The sequence below is a fragment of the Flavobacterium sp. Root901 genome, assembly GCF_001429765.1.
In the GTDB taxonomy this organism is placed as follows: domain Bacteria; phylum Bacteroidota; class Bacteroidia; order Flavobacteriales; family Flavobacteriaceae; genus Flavobacterium.
Genome location: NZ_LMJB01000005.1, coordinates 1,028,246 through 1,045,628, shown reverse-complemented (window position 1 = coordinate 1,045,628; position 17,383 = coordinate 1,028,246). Strand labels below are relative to the sequence as shown.

General features: G+C 34.2%; 19 protein-coding genes. 3 read left to right on the top strand and 16 right to left on the bottom strand.

What is annotated here, in order from left to right:
• Positions 1 to 55: 55 nt before the first annotated feature.
• The 12 genes from ASE21_RS08215 to ASE21_RS08160 all read right to left on the bottom strand — a co-directional run bounded on the left by ASE21_RS08215 (position 56) and on the right by ASE21_RS08160 (position 10,155).
• Positions 56 to 1,525 (bottom strand): nicotinate phosphoribosyltransferase, encoded by a 1,470-nt coding sequence (locus tag ASE21_RS08215; RefSeq protein ID WP_057122114.1) that lies wholly within the window; start codon positions 1,523 to 1,525, stop codon positions 56 to 58.
• A complete protein-coding gene (locus ASE21_RS08210; RefSeq protein ID WP_057122113.1) occupies positions 1,522 to 2,469 on the bottom strand; it encodes an ADP-ribosylglycohydrolase family protein in 948 nt (315 codons plus the stop codon). Before ASE21_RS08210 ends, ASE21_RS08215 begins: the two co-directional genes overlap by 4 nt.
• Positions 2,466 to 3,200 (bottom strand): metallophosphoesterase family protein, encoded by a 735-nt coding sequence (locus tag ASE21_RS08205; protein WP_057122112.1) that lies wholly within the window; start codon positions 3,198 to 3,200, stop codon positions 2,466 to 2,468. The genes ASE21_RS08210 and ASE21_RS08205 overlap by 4 nt, the downstream gene beginning before the upstream one ends.
• Positions 3,201 to 3,202: 2 nt before the next feature.
• Positions 3,203 to 3,751, bottom strand: coding sequence for an RNA 2'-phosphotransferase (locus tag ASE21_RS08200; protein WP_057122111.1), 549 nt, complete (start codon positions 3,749 to 3,751; stop codon positions 3,203 to 3,205).
• Positions 3,752 to 3,755: 4 nt separating this feature from the next.
• Entirely contained in the window at positions 3,756 to 4,391 is a 636-nt protein-coding gene (locus ASE21_RS08195; protein ID WP_057122110.1) for a DUF4291 domain-containing protein, read from the bottom strand.
• A 109-nt stretch (positions 4,392 to 4,500) separates the two neighbouring features.
• Entirely contained in the window at positions 4,501 to 4,971 is a 471-nt protein-coding gene (locus ASE21_RS08190; RefSeq protein ID WP_057122109.1) for a macro domain-containing protein, read from the bottom strand.
• 11 nt (positions 4,972 to 4,982) lie between these two features.
• A complete protein-coding gene (locus tag ASE21_RS08185; protein ID WP_057122108.1) occupies positions 4,983 to 6,065 on the bottom strand; it encodes an adenylosuccinate synthetase in 1,083 nt (360 codons plus the stop codon).
• A 160-nt stretch (positions 6,066 to 6,225) separates the two neighbouring features.
• On the bottom strand, positions 6,226 to 7,086 hold the full coding sequence (locus ASE21_RS08180) for a hypothetical protein (protein ID WP_057122107.1): 861 nt from the start codon (positions 7,084 to 7,086) through the stop codon (positions 6,226 to 6,228).
• A gap of 2 nt (positions 7,087 to 7,088) precedes the next feature.
• Positions 7,089 to 7,424 (bottom strand): hypothetical protein, encoded by a 336-nt coding sequence (locus tag ASE21_RS08175; RefSeq protein ID WP_057122106.1) that lies wholly within the window; start codon positions 7,422 to 7,424, stop codon positions 7,089 to 7,091.
• A 134-nt stretch (positions 7,425 to 7,558) separates the two neighbouring features.
• Positions 7,559 to 8,395, bottom strand: coding sequence for a ribose-phosphate diphosphokinase (prs, locus tag ASE21_RS08170; RefSeq protein WP_057122105.1), 837 nt, complete (start codon positions 8,393 to 8,395; stop codon positions 7,559 to 7,561).
• A 74-nt stretch (positions 8,396 to 8,469) separates the two neighbouring features.
• Positions 8,470 to 9,162, bottom strand: coding sequence for an NUDIX hydrolase (locus tag ASE21_RS08165; RefSeq protein WP_057122104.1), 693 nt, complete (start codon positions 9,160 to 9,162; stop codon positions 8,470 to 8,472).
• 87 nt (positions 9,163 to 9,249) lie between these two features.
• Positions 9,250 to 10,155 (bottom strand): LysR family transcriptional regulator, encoded by a 906-nt coding sequence (locus ASE21_RS08160; RefSeq protein ID WP_057122103.1) that lies wholly within the window; start codon positions 10,153 to 10,155, stop codon positions 9,250 to 9,252.
• Positions 10,156 to 10,240: 85 nt separating this feature from the next.
• On the opposite strand from ASE21_RS08160, the gene ASE21_RS08155 reads away from it, so the two are divergent.
• The 3 genes from ASE21_RS08155 (at position 10,241) to ASE21_RS08145 (ending at position 13,665) form a co-directional block, all read left to right on the top strand.
• On the top strand, positions 10,241 to 11,002 hold the full coding sequence (locus tag ASE21_RS08155) for a type 1 glutamine amidotransferase domain-containing protein (protein ID WP_057122102.1): 762 nt from the start codon (positions 10,241 to 10,243) through the stop codon (positions 11,000 to 11,002).
• Positions 11,003 to 11,180: 178 nt separating this feature from the next.
• Positions 11,181 to 12,338, top strand: coding sequence for an iron-containing alcohol dehydrogenase (locus tag ASE21_RS08150; protein WP_057122101.1), 1,158 nt, complete (start codon positions 11,181 to 11,183; stop codon positions 12,336 to 12,338).
• 331 nt (positions 12,339 to 12,669) lie between these two features.
• Positions 12,670 to 13,665 (top strand): NAD(P)H-dependent glycerol-3-phosphate dehydrogenase, encoded by a 996-nt coding sequence (locus tag ASE21_RS08145; RefSeq protein WP_057122100.1) that lies wholly within the window; start codon positions 12,670 to 12,672, stop codon positions 13,663 to 13,665.
• An 87-nt stretch (positions 13,666 to 13,752) separates the two neighbouring features.
• Here ASE21_RS08145 and ASE21_RS22405 read toward each other — a convergent pair whose 3' ends face one another.
• The 4 genes from ASE21_RS22405 to pheS all read right to left on the bottom strand — a co-directional run bounded on the left by ASE21_RS22405 (position 13,753) and on the right by pheS (position 17,301).
• Positions 13,753 to 14,793, bottom strand: coding sequence for a bifunctional transcriptional activator/DNA repair enzyme AdaA (locus tag ASE21_RS22405; RefSeq protein WP_057122099.1), 1,041 nt, complete (start codon positions 14,791 to 14,793; stop codon positions 13,753 to 13,755).
• 2 nt (positions 14,794 to 14,795) lie between these two features.
• Complete coding sequence (locus tag ASE21_RS08135; protein ID WP_242410238.1) at positions 14,796 to 15,572, bottom strand: isocitrate lyase/phosphoenolpyruvate mutase family protein; 777 nt, start codon at positions 15,570 to 15,572, stop codon at positions 14,796 to 14,798.
• Positions 15,573 to 15,775: 203 nt separating this feature from the next.
• Positions 15,776 to 16,183, bottom strand: coding sequence for a hypothetical protein (locus ASE21_RS08130; protein WP_057122098.1), 408 nt, complete (start codon positions 16,181 to 16,183; stop codon positions 15,776 to 15,778).
• Positions 16,184 to 16,281: 98 nt separating this feature from the next.
• Positions 16,282 to 17,301: a phenylalanine--tRNA ligase subunit alpha gene (gene pheS, locus ASE21_RS08125; RefSeq protein ID WP_057122097.1), complete on the bottom strand. Its 1,020-nt coding sequence runs from the start codon at positions 17,299 to 17,301 to the stop codon at positions 16,282 to 16,284.
• Positions 17,302 to 17,383: the final 82 nt, after the last annotated feature.

Sequence of the window (17,383 nt, the reverse complement as noted above, 5' to 3'; positions counted from 1 at the left end):
AAAAAACAAAAACGCATAAAAAAGCCTGAATCCAAAATTCAGGCTTTGATTATAATTAAGCTTCGATACTAATATCGCTTTTTACTCTTGTCCTAATCTCACTCAAAGATTGATCTGCTAAAAGTTTTCCATCTCTGAAAACCTCTTTCAATTCGCCTTGTTTTTCTTCTTCCCAGGAAACATTATCGGTTAAATGATACTTGCCGTCGATTAGATCAATTTTCATTAATCCTTTGGCCGATTTTTTAGTTCCGTCATCTGTAATAGGATCTTTGAAGATGGCTCTTCCCTCTCCGTTTACTTCTCCGTAAGTCGCTTTCATCGCAAAACCGAAAATATCACGAGTGTTGTATTGATAAGTGAAAGATCCAATTCCTAAAACCACATTGGTAGAAGCAAAACCTTTATCTTTTAATTTTTTACAGATTTGGGTTGCTCTGGCAACGGTAATACTATCTCCGTAAATAGCCCCAATCTGCGGAACCAATTCTCTGAAACCTTTATCGTTTATTGTTCCGCCAAAAACATCCCAAAGCAATTCGATTACTCCTTTTTTCTCTTGTTCTGTTTTCCCGTCCGGATTTCCGCAGATAATTAAAATCGGGTCACCGCTGTCAGGACGAATCACAACTTTTCCTTCTCTTGAAACAATATCTTCCTTCAAACGTGGCAGATAATCTGTCAACACTTTCCATAAATCCCACGTATCAGAAACAATCGAAACAATTCCTTTTGGATATACTTCTGTAATTAATCTTTTAAAAGTTTCATATTCTCCTTCAGTCGTTCCCATACACATCACAGAATGTTCTGTTGCTGCAACTGAACCTGCAACCAATTCCTGATCTGAATTGGCGTTGTAATATTCTTCTAAGAAATCGATTGCCGGAATCGTATCAGATCCTGTAAAACTCAATAAATGTCCCGCTGCGGAAGTCAGCGCTGCTTCGATTCCGCCCATTCCTCTCATTGAGAAATCGTGTGCCTGCCAGTCTACAAATTCAGGAATAGAAGAAGTTTCTGCGGCAAATTTGTCTAATACTTTTCTGTATTCTTTTGCAATTGTCGCTGAGTTACAAGGTAACCAAACCACCGCAGAAAGTAAGGTTTCGAAATAATTTGTCAGCCAGAAAAACTCCGGAATCGTATTGTACATCGTAAACATTGGTACTCGCAACGGAACACTCGCTCCTTCCGGCAAGGCTTTAAAAACCATCGGAATATATCCTAAATCGTGTAAATCTTCGATATGCTTGGTTCCGACTAAATTTTCGCCTAAATAATTATTGATTCTGCGAGAATACTTTTTTACAACTTCTTCTTTTGGCTTTTTGAAAAAAGACTCTTCAAAGTCATGAATAATATATTTTTTGATGAAATACTGCAATCCGAAAAAGATCACTTCATCAACTTCTTCTATACGAGATTTTCTTGGTGTCCAGTTAGAATAAACTAATGTTGTTCCGTCCGGGTATTGTCTTCTGTGGTCAACTTTGTAACCATCGGTTAATAATAATGGATTCATATATTTTTATTTAAATTATCTGCTAATCTTTCAGCCAAATCTTTTATATCGTTTATACGGACTAAATTCTCAATCCATTTTTGCGGAATACTTTTCAGTCCAAAATAAATTCCTGCCAAACCTCCTGCAATTGCTCCGGTTGTATCAGTATCTTCACCTAAATTTACAGCTTTTAAAACGGTTTCTTTATAAGAATCTGAATTTAAAAAACACCACAAACTAGCTTGCAGGCTGTCTAATACATAACCGGAAGAATGAATATTTACTTCGGGATATTGTGAAATATCATTTTTTAAAATTCTGTCAAATAATTGAATTTCGACAGGATTGAAACTTTTATTTTCTAAGAACTTCGACAGCACATTTTGCATGTCTTTATAAGCTTCGAATTTATCTTTATCTTTCAGAATTTCCAAACAATATACAACGTAAATAAAACAGGCAAATATCGAACGGAAATGTGCATGCGTTATAGATGAAACTTCTTTTACTTTTTGGTAGATAACTTCAATATCATTTTGTTTTTGAAGATAAAAAACCAAAGGTAAAATACGCATTAAGGAACCATTTCCATTATCACTTTCAGAAAAACCCCCGCATAAATCTGGCTGATGTCCTTTTGCAATATTTTCAATTGCATGTGTGGTCGCTATTCCGATATCGAAAACTTTCCCATGCGGAGTCCATAAATCTGCCCCGTACCATTTAACGAAATTTTTGGCAATATCATTTAAATCATAACTTTTAGTCAAACTTTCCGCTAAACAAAAAGTAAGTGAGCTGTCATCGCTCCAGGTCCCTGCCGGTTGATAATGAGTTCCAAAACCAAACATTTCGGTAACAGGATTTTCTTTTAAATACGCTCTGGATTTAAACTCGACCGGAACTCCCAAAGCGTCTCCAACCGCTAAACCTAATAAACCGGCCTCTATCTTATTTTTCATCTTTTATTTCTTCCTTTTTCATCAGGATACAAGGTTTGCACCACATCACTCTGCCAAAACTTTTTTGACTCTACAGCAATACACGAAAGTTTTCCGTAAAAACCTGCTCCTGTATCAACATTCCAGACATTGCAGCCCTGCATCGGAATTTCGACATCATAATGAAGTGTTGGAGTATGCCCAATGTAAATTTCATTAAAAAGCAATAATCTTTTCGGATACAAATTGGAATCTTTTTGGATTCTTTTATCCATCGTCAAGGCCATTTCCCACAACGTTCTGTCCCAGGAAAAATTGCTTTGATAATGTTCTTTTTCTGGTCCGTGCATGGATGAAAAACCAGCATGGATAAATAAATTGTTATTTTCGTCTACAAAATAATCTTTCATGTTTTTAAAGAAATCAAGATGTTTCTGCTTTCGCAGAAAATCGATATTTTGATAACTTTCTATAGTTGATTTTCCGCCGTGCATAAACCAAATTTCGTTTACAACATCATTCTGAAGCCATTCGTGACACCAAACATCATGATTGCCTCTTATAAAAATACATTCCTGTTTTTGAGCTAAATCAAAAAGGAAATCTATAACCTGAGCCGATTCGCTCCAGCCGTCAACATAATCGCCTAAGAAAATTAGTCGGTCATTTTCAGACAAATCAATTCTTTCTACTAATTGAATCAAGGCTTTTAATCCACCGTGAATATCGCCAAAAACTAATGTTCTTTTCATTTTTAAAATTCAATGTATTTCGCCGGAACCTCATCCGTCAGCCAGACATTATTTTCAGATAAATAAAATGTATATCCTTCTCTGTGCATAGCACCGCTTCTAACGGTTAATATCTGAGCGATTCCTCTTCTGCTTCCTACTTTTGTTGCCGTTTCCTTGTCTTTACTCAAATGCACATGCTGACGACTCATTTTTTTCAAGCCTTCTTTACGAATACTTTCCATAAACTTACCAACCGTTCCGTGGTATAAATATTCTGAAGGTTCAGTTTCTGCCAAATTTAATTCTACAGAAATAGAATGTCCTTGGCTTGCACGGATCTTGGTTTTATCTTCGTTAAAAGCAAAACGCTTTTTATCGTTATTTTCTACAACATAATCGAGAAGTTCAGCCGTCATCTGATTTTGACTTCCTTTTTTATTACATTTTTCTATTAATTCATCTACATCTGCCCATCCATTTTCGTCTAATTTTAATCCGATAGTTTCAGGCGAATGTCGCAGCACCAGGCTCAAAAATTTGCTGACGCTTTTTGCTGTTTTTTCATTCATCTTTCTATGTTATTTTTAATTTTTTATTCAATTCTTCATTCTTAAAAAGAAATGGTTTTTCTGCCGGAATATTTAGATTTTCTAATTCTCTCCTTTGAACAAACTCATATTGTTCAGATACAAAACCCGAAATATCTTCGATCAACAGAATATCTTCTGTGGCAAAAGATCTCGTAAATTCATTTCGCAAACCAATCTGAATGGCGCGTCTTTCTAATTTTCCTCCGTACGGATCATGATCGGGATCCCACTGTAATCTTACCGAAGAGGATTTAACCTGTGCCTGCCATTCTTCATTACTTATTCCTAAATCGGAACTATAAGTAGAATAAACCGCGTTTTGAAGATATTTTTCAAAAACCTCTCTTTTCAGATGAATTGCCAAAACCACTTCCTGACCTTCTTTAGTTCCCCAGCCGTTTCGATACATCATCCAGAGAAAATTGGGTTTGATCCAGGTCATTCTGTCGAGACTGAAAGCGCCCCCAAAAAACTGATTTTTTACAGCAAAATCGCCTATTTCTTTTCGGTATGACTGATAAACTATTATTTTTTCATCATCATACTGAGCCATTATGTGATAACCTGTTTGAGGCCATTCTTGTAATTGCTCGTTATATTTTTTTAATTCTATTTTCATTTTATAAATACACAATCCGTTGATTGTGTTTGTTTGTTTTTAAGTTTACCTGAGATCTAACAGGTTTTAAAAATCTGTTAGGTCTAATGCGGTATAGTTTTTTTATTATTTAAAAGTCATAAACAACAACTTCTACATCATTGTCTGACAATTTTTGAATAATAATCGGTTCGATCATTTCCCATTTTCCACCTGCTAATCCACAGCCGATTCTGGGCATATGAACTGATGCATTATTCTTTTTTGCAAAATCAGAAACTGCCTTTAATCCTTCTTCAAAAGCATTATATCGAATTGGAGCGCTTCCGTTTTCATCTTTATTAATTTTGTGCTGACCAATTAGATTCGCCACCCATAAATCTTCTTCAACCTGAACAAACTGCACTTTTCCTAATTCGAAATCTTCTTTTGATTTGAACCATTCACGATATTGTTTTTCCGGTTCTTTCCATCTTTTTGAAATCGCCATTACAAATCCTTTTCCCCATCCGCCAATGTCATTGCAAACGTGAACAATTATTTTGTTTCCTGATGCTTGAGGCGACGTTGCATCGCCTTTTGTATATTGAATGTCTTTCATTGTTTTCTATTTTATTGATACAAAGAAGTGATGTTTTTAAAATCTTTTGAATCGGGTGAAAATGATCCGTAGATTGAATTGAATTCCGTTGTGAGACTTTCAAACTCATAATCCTGCTCCAGCTGATCCATACAGGTTACCACCAAATTTCGTTTTGCCATTGGGCTGTAAGCAGCATCGAGTTGTAAAGCATAATTTAATAGATTATAATCGAGAGCTCCAAAACGTAAGTGTTTTTGATATTCGTTGAAAACACAGGTTTCTTCTTCGTTGTTTTTTAATTTAATTTCTCCTTCATTTGGCATCCAGCCGTGTCCGTGTCGGGTCGTATAGCTTCTGGTTGCGTAATAAATCTCTACGTCTTCAATCTTTAGTTTATTACAAATTTCAATGGCATTTTTTGAAGTCGTATTGGCATACGTCACATTGGGAAAAACACCGTGATCCATATCTAATAAAATGCCTTGACTTCCTTCAAAAATTAGATTTTCGTATTTGGAAAGAAAACTATAATCGACGATATTCCATTTGAGTTTATCAATCGCTTCCAAATATTGTTTTACTTCTTCATCAATGTCATCTTCGTTTGAAAAACCATAGTAATACGCGATTTGATTTAGTTTTTCTAAAAGCATTTCGCGTGGCGCGATCAAATCAATGGCAAACAATTTATACGGACCTTCATTTCTTTTCATGGTAGAACCGATACCTTTTCCACAGGTTCCGTTTTCGATGTTTCGTACATTTCCTCTGTTGTGCCAGACATCAAAGGGCGTTGTAACTTTTGCTAAGGGATGAATGTACAAATCCAGATTAGCGTTTTTCTCTTTTAATTCTTCTCTTTCGTTATACAGAAAAAGCGGATGAATCGTACAATGCTCGCTGTAATAGGACGGAAGACCACGAAGTGCACCGCTCGCAAAACTCGAATGAACGTGTTTTCGATCGCCAATCATAACGGTATGCGCGGCCTGTTGTCCTCCGGAAAAGCGAATAACTATAGATTCAGGGTTTTGTTTTGCCAGAAAATCTGTTGTTATGCCTTTTCCTTCATCACCAAATCCTAAACCTATAACTATTTGCGCTGTTTTCATTTTGTTGTCTTTTATTTAAACACATAGAATCATAGCTTTTAGGAACGAGTAAAAGGCGTTTTACTCATTTGAACAAACATAGCTATGTGTTAGAAACTAGTTTCTTTCTACTTTCTTTTCTCAGAGACAGAAAAACCTATGTTTCTATGTGTTAAAAAATTTAAAGCATTTCTATATTATCTAAACTATCTGTTCCTGCAACTGGTCTTCCTAAACCAGAACTTTTATGTTTATCGCAGATAATCTTTTTAATTACGTTTGGAATTTCTCTGTGATCTTCAATCGATAAACAATTCTGACCTAATAATTCTTTCCATTCTACATCCGCGTTGATCGCTTGTCCAGAGTGCAAGACACTAATGTGATAGACATCGTAACGTTTTTGTGCTTCTGCTAATAATTCTAAATGCGTGTAGGTTTGCTGTCCCTGACCCATAATTTCTTTAATGGCAGAAGCCGGAAGTTTTTTTAAACCTGGTTCATCACCAACGGTAAATAACAATCCTTTTTGCCCTCTTTTTTCGAAAGCATCGGTTTTGGTATGAAAAGCTGCAAAATACCACGCTAAAAGATAACTTTCTCCAGCATTTCCTCCGCCTCCGCCTTCTATGTATGTTCTGGTTAACCACATATCCAATTCTTCGTCACCAGACTCAAACTGTCCCACCTGAAGCGGATAGCTGTCGCATTCGTGATCTCCGATTCCTAAGAACAAAAGTGCCGGATCCGGAACACCGCCCTGAATAATACCGCCCATTAATTTTGGAAGTCCGTCTTTAATCAATTCGTGCGGAATATGCCCCATACTTCCCGTTACATCCAGTCCTAAAATAATCGGAACTGTATTTGGATGCACTTCAGAATCTCTCGCTTCTCTAAAAATCACGCCATTCGGATTCATAGATTCATGAGCTCTGTGTAATGCATTCTGTGTAAATATCTCACTGGCAGATTTTTTTCCATAACCTGCCGCTTCTGCTCTGCTCAAACGAGCGCTTATATCGTATCTTGTACCTCCCATGATTAATATTTTTTACCAAATAAATATTCAAATCTCTTTTTTGTAACTTCAAACTGGATGTTTAAATTTCTAATCGTCAGCGAAAGTTCCATGTCTTTCTGAACAAAAGCTTCCGGCTGAAAATCCGCAAATGTCAAACTGTTTTTATCCAGCGGACTGATATCGATCAGTCCTTCCTGTTCTCTTTCAAGTCTTTTGATTTTTAATTCGATGTCTTCGACTCTTCTTCTGTAAATTAATTCAGAATCTTCACCAATTGTTTTGGCTCTGTCTTCTCTAATCTGATCATTGTTTCTTTTTAAAGACTCAATAAATCTTGGTTTTAAATCGTCGCTCATAATTTTTTGGTTGTTTTTGGTTTCAAGTTTCAGGTTTCAAGTTGTGTACTTGACTTGAAAATTGGTTTTAAACTTGAAACAATTAATAGATTTTTATTTTTTTAGATTCCAACAGTAACTTGAAACCTGAAACTTTAAACTAATTTGTCTAATCCAATCACCTGAACAACACTTTCACCTTCAAAATCTTTAAAAGAATTTGTTGTAAAAATGCCGTCGAAGCAATTTAAAACCTCAAAACCTTTATTAAAAATACCGTGACTTACAGCTAAGTATAATTTTCCGGCGTTTTTCTTTTTTAATTCTTCTGCCAGTCCAACAAAAGTTCCTCCTCCATCGCAAATATCATCGACAATTAAACAATCCATTCCTTCTAAATCGTCATTGTAAACTTTAAATCCAGACAATTTTCCGGTTTTTACATCACGGCTTTTACTGCATTCTACTACTTCAACACCGCCCAAAAACTCAGATACTTTGTAGATTTTCTTTAAAGCTCCTCCGTCAGGAGAAATTAGTTTTACATTTTGGCCAATTCTGTTTAAAACTTCTTTTATAAAAGTATAGTTTGGAATTACGGTACTATGATTTAAAAGAGCCGGAGTAACTTCTGAATGTGCATCAAAAACAAAAACTTTATTCAATTGCATGGCGTTGATAATATCAGCAAATACTTTTACAGACAAAGGTTCGCCCGGAATCATAACACGATCCTGTCTTGCCGCCGGGAAATACGGAATGAACAATTCGATAATTTTGACATCCATTCTTCGTAACGCATCAACAGTAACACACAATAATCCTAAATCGTTGAAAGAGTTTAATCTATGTGTGATTGTTACTTTTCGATTAACGTCAAAATCCTGAACGATTTTAATATGAGGTTCTCCTCCAGAGAAAGTGAAACTTTGAAATTTTATTTCTTCCTGATTTTGAAAAGGAGCAAATTTTGGGTCGAGATTTAGTATCATAGCTTTTTAGTTTGCGTTAATTATACGCAAATGTAGAATTAAATTTTTAATAAACAATTTATTTTGTGTAAAAATTACGCAAACTTTATTTCGAAGTGGAAGCCTTTTTCAATTAACTCTTTGTATTTCAATTTATTAAAGCGAAATAATTTTGCCGGACGTCCCGTTTTTATTGGTGAATAATTTTCTGTTTCTTCGACAATTCCGAAACTGAGTATTTTTTTTCGAAAGTTTCGACGCTCAATTTCTTTCTCTAAAATGGTGCAGTATAAATTTTCGAGTTCAGAAAAAAGGAATTCTTTTGGAAGCAAATCAAAACCAATTGGTTCATAAGTCAGTTTTGCTTTAAGTCGTTCGATTGCTTTTTGCAAAATAAGATTATGGTCAAATGCTAATTCAGGTACTTCTTCAATTTTAAACCACTGTACTTTATCAGCATCAGAATCGGCTTTAATTTCCAGTTTTGAAGGATCGACCAAAGCAAAATAAGCCACAGAAACTACCCGGTTTCTTGGATCTCTTGCAACATCATCTCCAAACGTAAATAGTTGCTCAAAATAATCCACATCTACGTTGGTTTCTTCTTTTAATTCTCTTTTTACAGCCTCTTTTAAAGATTCATCATTCTTTACTAATCCCCCCGGCAAAGCCCAATAGGAATTTGCAGATCCAAATTTCTGCTGAATCAAAAGCACATATAATTGACTATTTTGATATCCAAATACAATGGCATCAACTGCAACTCTGATATTTTGTAGGTTTTCCATACTATTCTATGTAAAGGGTTGCCACAAATTTTCACGAATTAATTATAGCTGATTTCTAAAAAAATTCGTGAAATTCGAGGCCAAAAACTATAACCTGTTTCCAAAAAATAATTTGAGTTCTTTTTCAATGACGTCAAAAATTGATTTGACATTATTGTTTTTTGGAGCCAGTAAATACACAAATTCTTCCGGAACGTGAAAACTGTTCCATACCAACTGGAGTTTATTTTTTTTGATATAATCTCTGGCATTACAATTCCATGTAACGGCCAATCCATCATTTTTAGCTAAAAGACGCAGCATCTCAGACTCTGACGGAATAATATAATTTGGAACCATCGACGGTCGTTTTTTATTAAAAGCATGCAGCCAGAATAATTTTATGTGCGGAATACGCGCATCATGACTGTACCATTTTTGTCCGTTGAGCCACTGTTCTATTTCGGTATAATTGTCTGCTTTTAATTTCTGGCGAAAATCAGTTATATCAAGATTCGTGGGAGCCACCATTATCAATTTAATTTTCCCGACAATTTCGTAAGTAGTATCAAAAGTATCGAACCTTTTGGTTGTAATTGCAAAATCTAATTTTTTAGAATCTACCAGCGCAAAAAGTTCGTCATTTTCTGCAAAGGTAAAATCGATTAAATCGAATTTGGAAATTAAAAGATCACCCACGCAGTCAAAAAGATGTTTCGAAATTCCAACAGAAATTAACCGATTGGCATCTTCTGCTTTGGCACGAAAACCGGTTTCAACACTTTCCAGACGATCAAGTGCGTCTATGATCAAATTATTCAGTAACTTAGCGTATTCGGTTGGCTCAACACCTTTTGATTTCCGATTAAACAATTTATTCCCAACATGAGCCTCCAGCATAGAAATCTGCTGACTTACTGCAGGCTGACTCATAAATAATTCCTTTGCGGCAACTGAAAAATTGCCGTTCTTGTAAACTGCCTTAAAAGTTCTGTACCATTCTAGATTTACCATGACATAAATTTATTTATAACAAACATAGTTTATTTTATTTTTACTGATATCACTTTCGGCGTAAATTTGTTAAAAATTTAATCTTATGAAAAAAATCGCATTACTCGTAATAATTGCATTTACAGCTATAAGCACATCTGCTGTGGCCCAAAAATCAAATAAAAAAAGTATGAAAAAAGTATTATTCGTTGTAACCAGTAATGATAAACTGGGCAATACAGGAGAAAAAACAGGATTTTGGTCTGAAGAATTTGCAGCACCTTATTATGAACTGCTAGACCAGGGAGTCGAAATTACAATTGCTTCTCCGCTTGGAGGACAGCCGCCAATTGATCCAAAAAGTGCTGATCCGGCATCGGCAACAGAAGACACAAAACGTTTTGATGCAGATAAAGTTTTACAGGAAAAATTAAAAAACACTTTAAAACTTTCGACAGTTAATCAAAAAGATTACGATGCAGTTTTTTATCCCGGAGGACACGGACCGCTTTGGGATTTGGTTGAAGATAAAAGTTCAATCGCTTTAATCGAAGCTTTTTACACCAACAATAAACCGGTTGCTTTTGTATGTCATGCTCCGGCTGTTTTAAAAAATGTAAAAGTAAAAGGCGACTATTTAGTAAAAGGCAAAAAAGTTACCGGATTTACCAATTCTGAAGAAGAAGCAGTTGGTTTGACTAAAGTTGTTCCGTTTTTACTTGAAGATGCTTTAAGTCAAAATGGAGCTGAATTTTCTAAAGGTGCAAACTGGCAGCCTTATGCCGTAGCCGACGGACTTTTAATTACAGGCCAAAATCCCGCATCATCTAAATTAGTGGCTGGGAAATTATTGCAAGAATTGAAATAAAAAAGGTGCTAAGGTACTGATATGCTAAGGTTCTAAGTTTTTTTCTTAGCAAATTAGAATTTTAGTATCTCAAAAACTAAAACAATAAATAAATATAAACAAGATGTTAAGGCTCTATTTTTTTAAGAAAAAAAACTTAGAATCTCAGAACCTTAGCATCTTAGAATCTTTAAAAAAAATGCTAAACTTTGAATTATATAATCCGACGAATTTAATTTTCGGAAAAGGGCAAATAGAAAAACTTTCAACATTGGTTCCAAAAGATGCTAAAATCCTTTTGGCTTATGGAGGAGGAAGTATTTTTAAAAATGGCGTTTACGATCAGGTTAAAGCTAACTTAAAAGGATTTGAAATTGTAGAATTTGGAGGAATTGAACCAAATCCGCATTTTGAAACTTTAATGAAAGCTGTGGAAGTCATCAAAGCAGAAAAAATAAATTTTATTCTTGCTGTTGGCGGAGGATCTGTAATTGATGGTGTCAAATTTATTTCTGCCGCTGTAAACTTTGAAGGAAATCCAATTGATATTCTGCAAAAAAGAATTCTGATTAAAGAAAATGCGCTGCCTTTTGGAACTGTTTTGACACTTCCGGCAACAGGAAGCGAAATGAATTCCGGATCGGTTGTTACAATCGAATCTACTCAGGAAAAACTGGCTTTTGGCGGAAGCGCATTATTCCCAAAATTTTCAATCTGTGATCCGACAGTAATTGAATCCTTACCTAAAAGACAAATTCAAAATGGAGTTGTAGATGCTTATACCCATGTTATGGAGCAATATTTAACCTATCCTCACGAAGGTTATTTACAAGACAGAATTGCAGAAGGAATTTTACAAACTTTAATTGAAGTTGGACCAAAAGTAGTTGAAAACCCAACTGATTATGCTTTGGCTTCAAATTTTATGTGGAGCTGTACAATGGCTTTAAACGGATTAATTCAAAAAGGTGTTCCGAGCGACTGGGCTACACATATGATTGGCCACGAGTTAACGGCTCTTTATGGAATTGATCACGCAAGAACTTTGGCTATTATAGGTCCAAGTTTGTACAACGTAATGTTCGAAACTAAAAAAGGGAAATTAGCCCAATACGGAAGACGTATTTTTAACCTTTCTGGTTCTGATGATGAAGTCGCAAAAGAAGCAATTAATAAAACAGTTGAGTTTTTTCACACTATGGGAATGGATACCAAACTTTCTCAATACACAGAAAACTACAGCAATACAGCAGATTTTATCGTAAACCGTTTTAACGAAAGAGGCTGGAAAGGTCTTGGAGAAAACCAATTAGTAACTTTAGATAAAGTAAAATTTATCGTTGAACTAAGTTATTAGTAAATTCCAAATTCCAACAACGTAAGAATTTTGGAATTTTTAAATAGATATTTTCACAAAAAAGGCGTTCTTAATAAATTTAGGAACGCCTTTTTAAAATACTAAAACAAAACTAACTAACTCAAATTTTGATAAATTCATTAAAATTCTAATTTCTAAACACTTAAAACGCAACGAATTAAATTTTATTGTATAAAGCCTTGAAAATATTTTTTATTATTTTGAAATGCCCTGAAAACCACAGTAATGAATGGCTCTTAATAAATTTCTTAAATTAGATTTTATGTTATTATTACATTATTAAGTACTTTTGTTTCAAATTAATAAAATAATGAGCGGAAAATTAAAATTTGCAGTAATTGGAGGAGGAAGCTGGGCAACGGCAATTGCAAAAATGTTATGCGTTAATCTTTCAGAAATTGCGTGGTATATGCGTAATGAATCTGCAATCGAACATATTCAGAAATACAAACACAATCCAAATTATTTAAGTTCTGTTGAATTTGACATCAATAAACTTAAATTAACCAGCAATATAAACGAAGCAATCGAATATGCTGATTATATTATTTTTGCGATTCCATCTGCCTTTTTAGATGCCGAATTAAAAAATATGACCGTTTCTTTATCTGATAAAATTATTTTTTCAGCAATTAAAGGAATTGTTCCTGAGACAAGTTTAATTGTTGGAGAACATTTCCACATTCAGTACGACATTCCTTATTATAACATCGGAGTAATTACCGGTCCCTGTCATGCCGAGGAAGTGGCCCTTGAAAGACTTTCTTATTTAACAATTGCCTGCGGAGATCCTGATAAAGCCTGTACTGTTGCTAAATCGCTTTCAGGAAATTATATTAAAGCTAAAATTTCAGACGATATTATTGGTACAGAATATGCTGCAATGCTTAAAAACATTTATGCTATCGCTGCGGGAATTGCTCACGGTTTGGGTTATGGCGATAATTTTCAATCGGTAATGATGAGTAACGGAATTCGCGAAATGAAAAAATTCATCAGAAAAGTACATAAAATGAAACGTAACATTAATGATTCTGCTTATTTAGGAGATTTGTTAGTGACAGGATATTCTGTTTTTTCGAGAAACAGAATGTTCGGAAATATGATTGGAAAAGGCTACACCGTAAAAAGTGCCATGATGGAAATGAGTATGGTTGCCGAAGGTTATTACGCGACAAAAAGTGCTTATAAATTAAATCAGGGTTACGGCGCAAAAACGCCAATTATTGACGCGGTTTATGCTGTTTTATACGAAGGAAAAGATGCAAAGTCTGTTTTTAAGAAATTAACCGAATCTTTGGATTAATATTTTTGAAAAATAGAATAACAATATAGATTTTCAATTTTTGAGAATAAAAAAAGAGTCAAGACATTTATTGTTACTGGCTCTTTTTCATTTATTATTCTGTTCAAATTCAAGTAGCCATTTTTTTCTCCACAAACCGCCGCCATATCCTGTTAATTCTCCGTTAGAACCAACTACGCGATGACACGGAATAAGTATTGAAATCCTATTCATTCCATTGGCATTTGCTACAGCTCTTACGGCTTCTGGTTTACAAATAGCCGCAGATTGCTCTTTATAGGACTTTACATCTCCGTATGGTATATCGCATAATGCTTTCCAAACCTTATTTTGAAAATCTGATCCCGGAGAAAATATTGGAATCGTAAAATATTTTCTATTTCCTTCAAAATATTCTTTTAATTGAATTTCTAAAACCTCAAAATGTTCATTTTCACCCTGAACAATTGTTGCCTTTAAATTTTTTGATAACGATTTTAATTCCGTTTCGAGCATTTTCCTGTCTGTAAATTCGAGAAGACAAATTCCTTCTTTTACTGCACAGGCATACATTGTTCCTAAAGGGGTTTCAATTCTTTTAAGATCAATTACATTTTTAGTTTTGCTGTTTTTGGGCGAAACTCCAAAAACTGCTTTAAAAGAATCATTAAATCCGCTTAAGGATTCATATCCGCTGTCAAAAGCAGCCGAGGTAATATTTTCTCCTTTTTTAATCTTCTTAAAAGCACTATTAATACGAAACATTCTCTGGTAAGAGTGAAATGTAATTCCGTGATTTTTTAAAAACCAGCGTCTCATTTTACTGGGTTCGATTCCGCGTTTAAGCAAGTCAGAATCTTTAAATTTAAAAGACGGATTTTCCGATAACTGTCTTAAAATTTCTTTTATAAAATCCGGCGTTTCATTAAGTTTTTCAAGCGGAAAACAAACTTTACAAGGTCTGTAACCTTTTAAAATTGCTTCTTTTGAATTGGTAAAAAACTCAACATTTTCACGTTTAGGTTTTCTGGCCGTGCAGGTTGGACGACAAAAAATTCCGGTCGTTTTTACTGCAGTAAAAAAAACTCCTTCAAAAGAAGAATCTTTATTTATCGCGGCTTCATACATTATGTCATCTGTAAGTTCCATAATTATTCAAAAATTGAAACAAAACTATTTTCCTCTAATACTCTTTTTGTTAATTTCTCAAACTGGGAATTAAGATAGTTATTTAAAAAATTTCCCATACTGATACGTTTTACACCCAGCATATTCAAAACCTTAAAATTTGGAAGATTTGGCATACACATTACATTTAACGGGAGTTTTGTAAATACTGCTATTTCTTTAATGTCATTTTCATTGGTAATACACGGCAGAAAAATACCATCTATACCGCAACTTTCATAAATCTTTATTCTCTGTTTTGCTTCTTCTAAAGCATTTTCTAAATTTAAAAGAAAAACATCACAACGAATATTTATGAATATAGCGATATTTCTTTTTGTCAATCCTTCGACAATTGTTTTTACTTTTTCAGCAAATTCAACTGTATTTTTTAAATTTCTAATTCCGTTATTTACAACTGAATCTTCCAGATTAATTCCCACTATTCCAATCTCATGTAATTTGACAATGTTGGAAATAATTTCTTCCGCTGTGTTTCCGTAACCAGCTTCTAAATCAACCGAAAGAGGAATTTTAACAGCAGATGTTATTCTTTTTATCATAAAAAAATATTCTTCAAATGACATATTTTCACCATCTTCATATCCCAATTCAGAAGCAATTGCAGCGCTTGAAGTTCCAATAGCTTTAAAGCCTAATTTTTCATATTGCACGGCAGTTGGCACATTCCACACATTTCCTAATAAAAAAGGAATTTCATTGTAATGTAATTTCTTAAACTCTTCAAATCTTCGCATCATAATAATTTATTTAATGCAAATATATTTTGCAAATCATTATAGCGGCAACCGAAAAATTGACAAGTATTTTTTTACTGTATTGAATAAAATATAATTTCTATATCTTGAGAATAAAAAAGTCCATTTCTAAATTTTAGAAACGGACTTTTTTATTCTCGCAGGACTTTATATTTTTTAAAAACCTTGCAGGATTTGCGAATATTTTACTTCACCATTACGCCATCCACAAATAAAATTGGCACTTCTTCCGTGTTATTTTCGTTAATTAAGTTTGATTTGAAAATAAATTTCTTGTCGTATAAAGTATTTCCGATGAAGAAAGTCACCATGAATTCATTATTTAAAACTAAAAGACTTTTTTCGACCATTTCGATTTTTACAACAGAAACAGCCGGAACTTCAACAAATGCGTGGCGTAAAATCGAAGTTTTTTTCATTTCGCCATCAATTGTTCCAAAAGCTTTAGAAACAACCATTACGCTGTCTAAATTAAAATCGCTGTCGTTTACTAAATAAGCGTACCAAACTTTTTCCATAAAATCGTCGCTCCATTCCTGCACTGCAGCAAGAAACACATTTTTGACTTCCGGAATTACTATATCTTTTTTCATATTAGTCAAAAGTTTTAAAGTCAAAAGTCATAAAGCCGAAAATCAAAAGCCATATTTTGGGACTTTTAACTTTCGACTTTATGACTTTGGGACTTAAATTATATATTTGCTTTAAACTGCTCTAAAAAACGAACATCATTTTCGTAAAACATACGAATATCACCAATTTGGTATAAAAGCATCGCGATACGCTCTACTCCCATTCCAAAGGCAAAACCGTTAAATTCGTCAGGATTGATATCACAGTTTTTTAAAACGTTTGGATCAACCATTCCGCAGCCTCCAATTTCTAACCAGCCCGTTCCTTTTGTAATACGGTAATCGGTTTCTGTTTTTAAACCCCAATAAATATCAATTTCTGCACTTGGTTCTGTAAAAGGGAAATAAGACGGACGAAGACGAATCTTAGATTTTCCGAACATTTCTTTTGTAAAATAAAGTAATGTCTGTTTCAAATCGGCAAAAGACACATCTTTGTCAATATACAACCCTTCAACCTGATGGAAAATACAGTGCGAACGTGAGGAAATTGCTTCGTTACGGAACACTCTTCCCGGAGAAATGGTTCGAATTGGCGGTTTATGATTTTCCATATAACGAACCTGAACAGATGATGTATGCGTGCGCAGTAAAACATCCGGATTGGTCTGAATGAAAAAAGTATCCTGCATATCACGCGCCGGATGATATTCCGGTAAGTTTAATGCCGTAAAGTTGTGCCAGTCGTCTTCAATTTCCGGTCCTTCAGAAACGTTGAATCCGATATTGGCAAAAATATCTATAATCTGATTTTTAACAATAGAAATAGGGTGGCGTGATCCAATAAGTACCGGTTCTGCTGATCTTGTTAAATCGCCAAAAACCCCTTTTGTTTCTTCTTTGCTTTCAAGCTCTTCCTGAATCGCTTTTACCTTTTCTTCTGCAGCAGTTTTTAAGGTATTCATAACTAATCCAAAATCCTTTTTCTGGTCGTTTGGAATATTTTTAAACTCATTAAAAAGTTCTCTTACTAAACCTTTACTGCCTAAATATTTAATACGGAATTGCTCTAAAGATTCTTTATTTTTCTCATTAAAGGCTTTAGCTTCCTCTATATGCTGTTTTATCTTATCTATCATTTTCCTTCAATAATTGAGAATACAAATTTAGTGTTTTTAGTTGAAAGTCATCAGTCAGAGTCACAGTTTTCAGAATATTAAA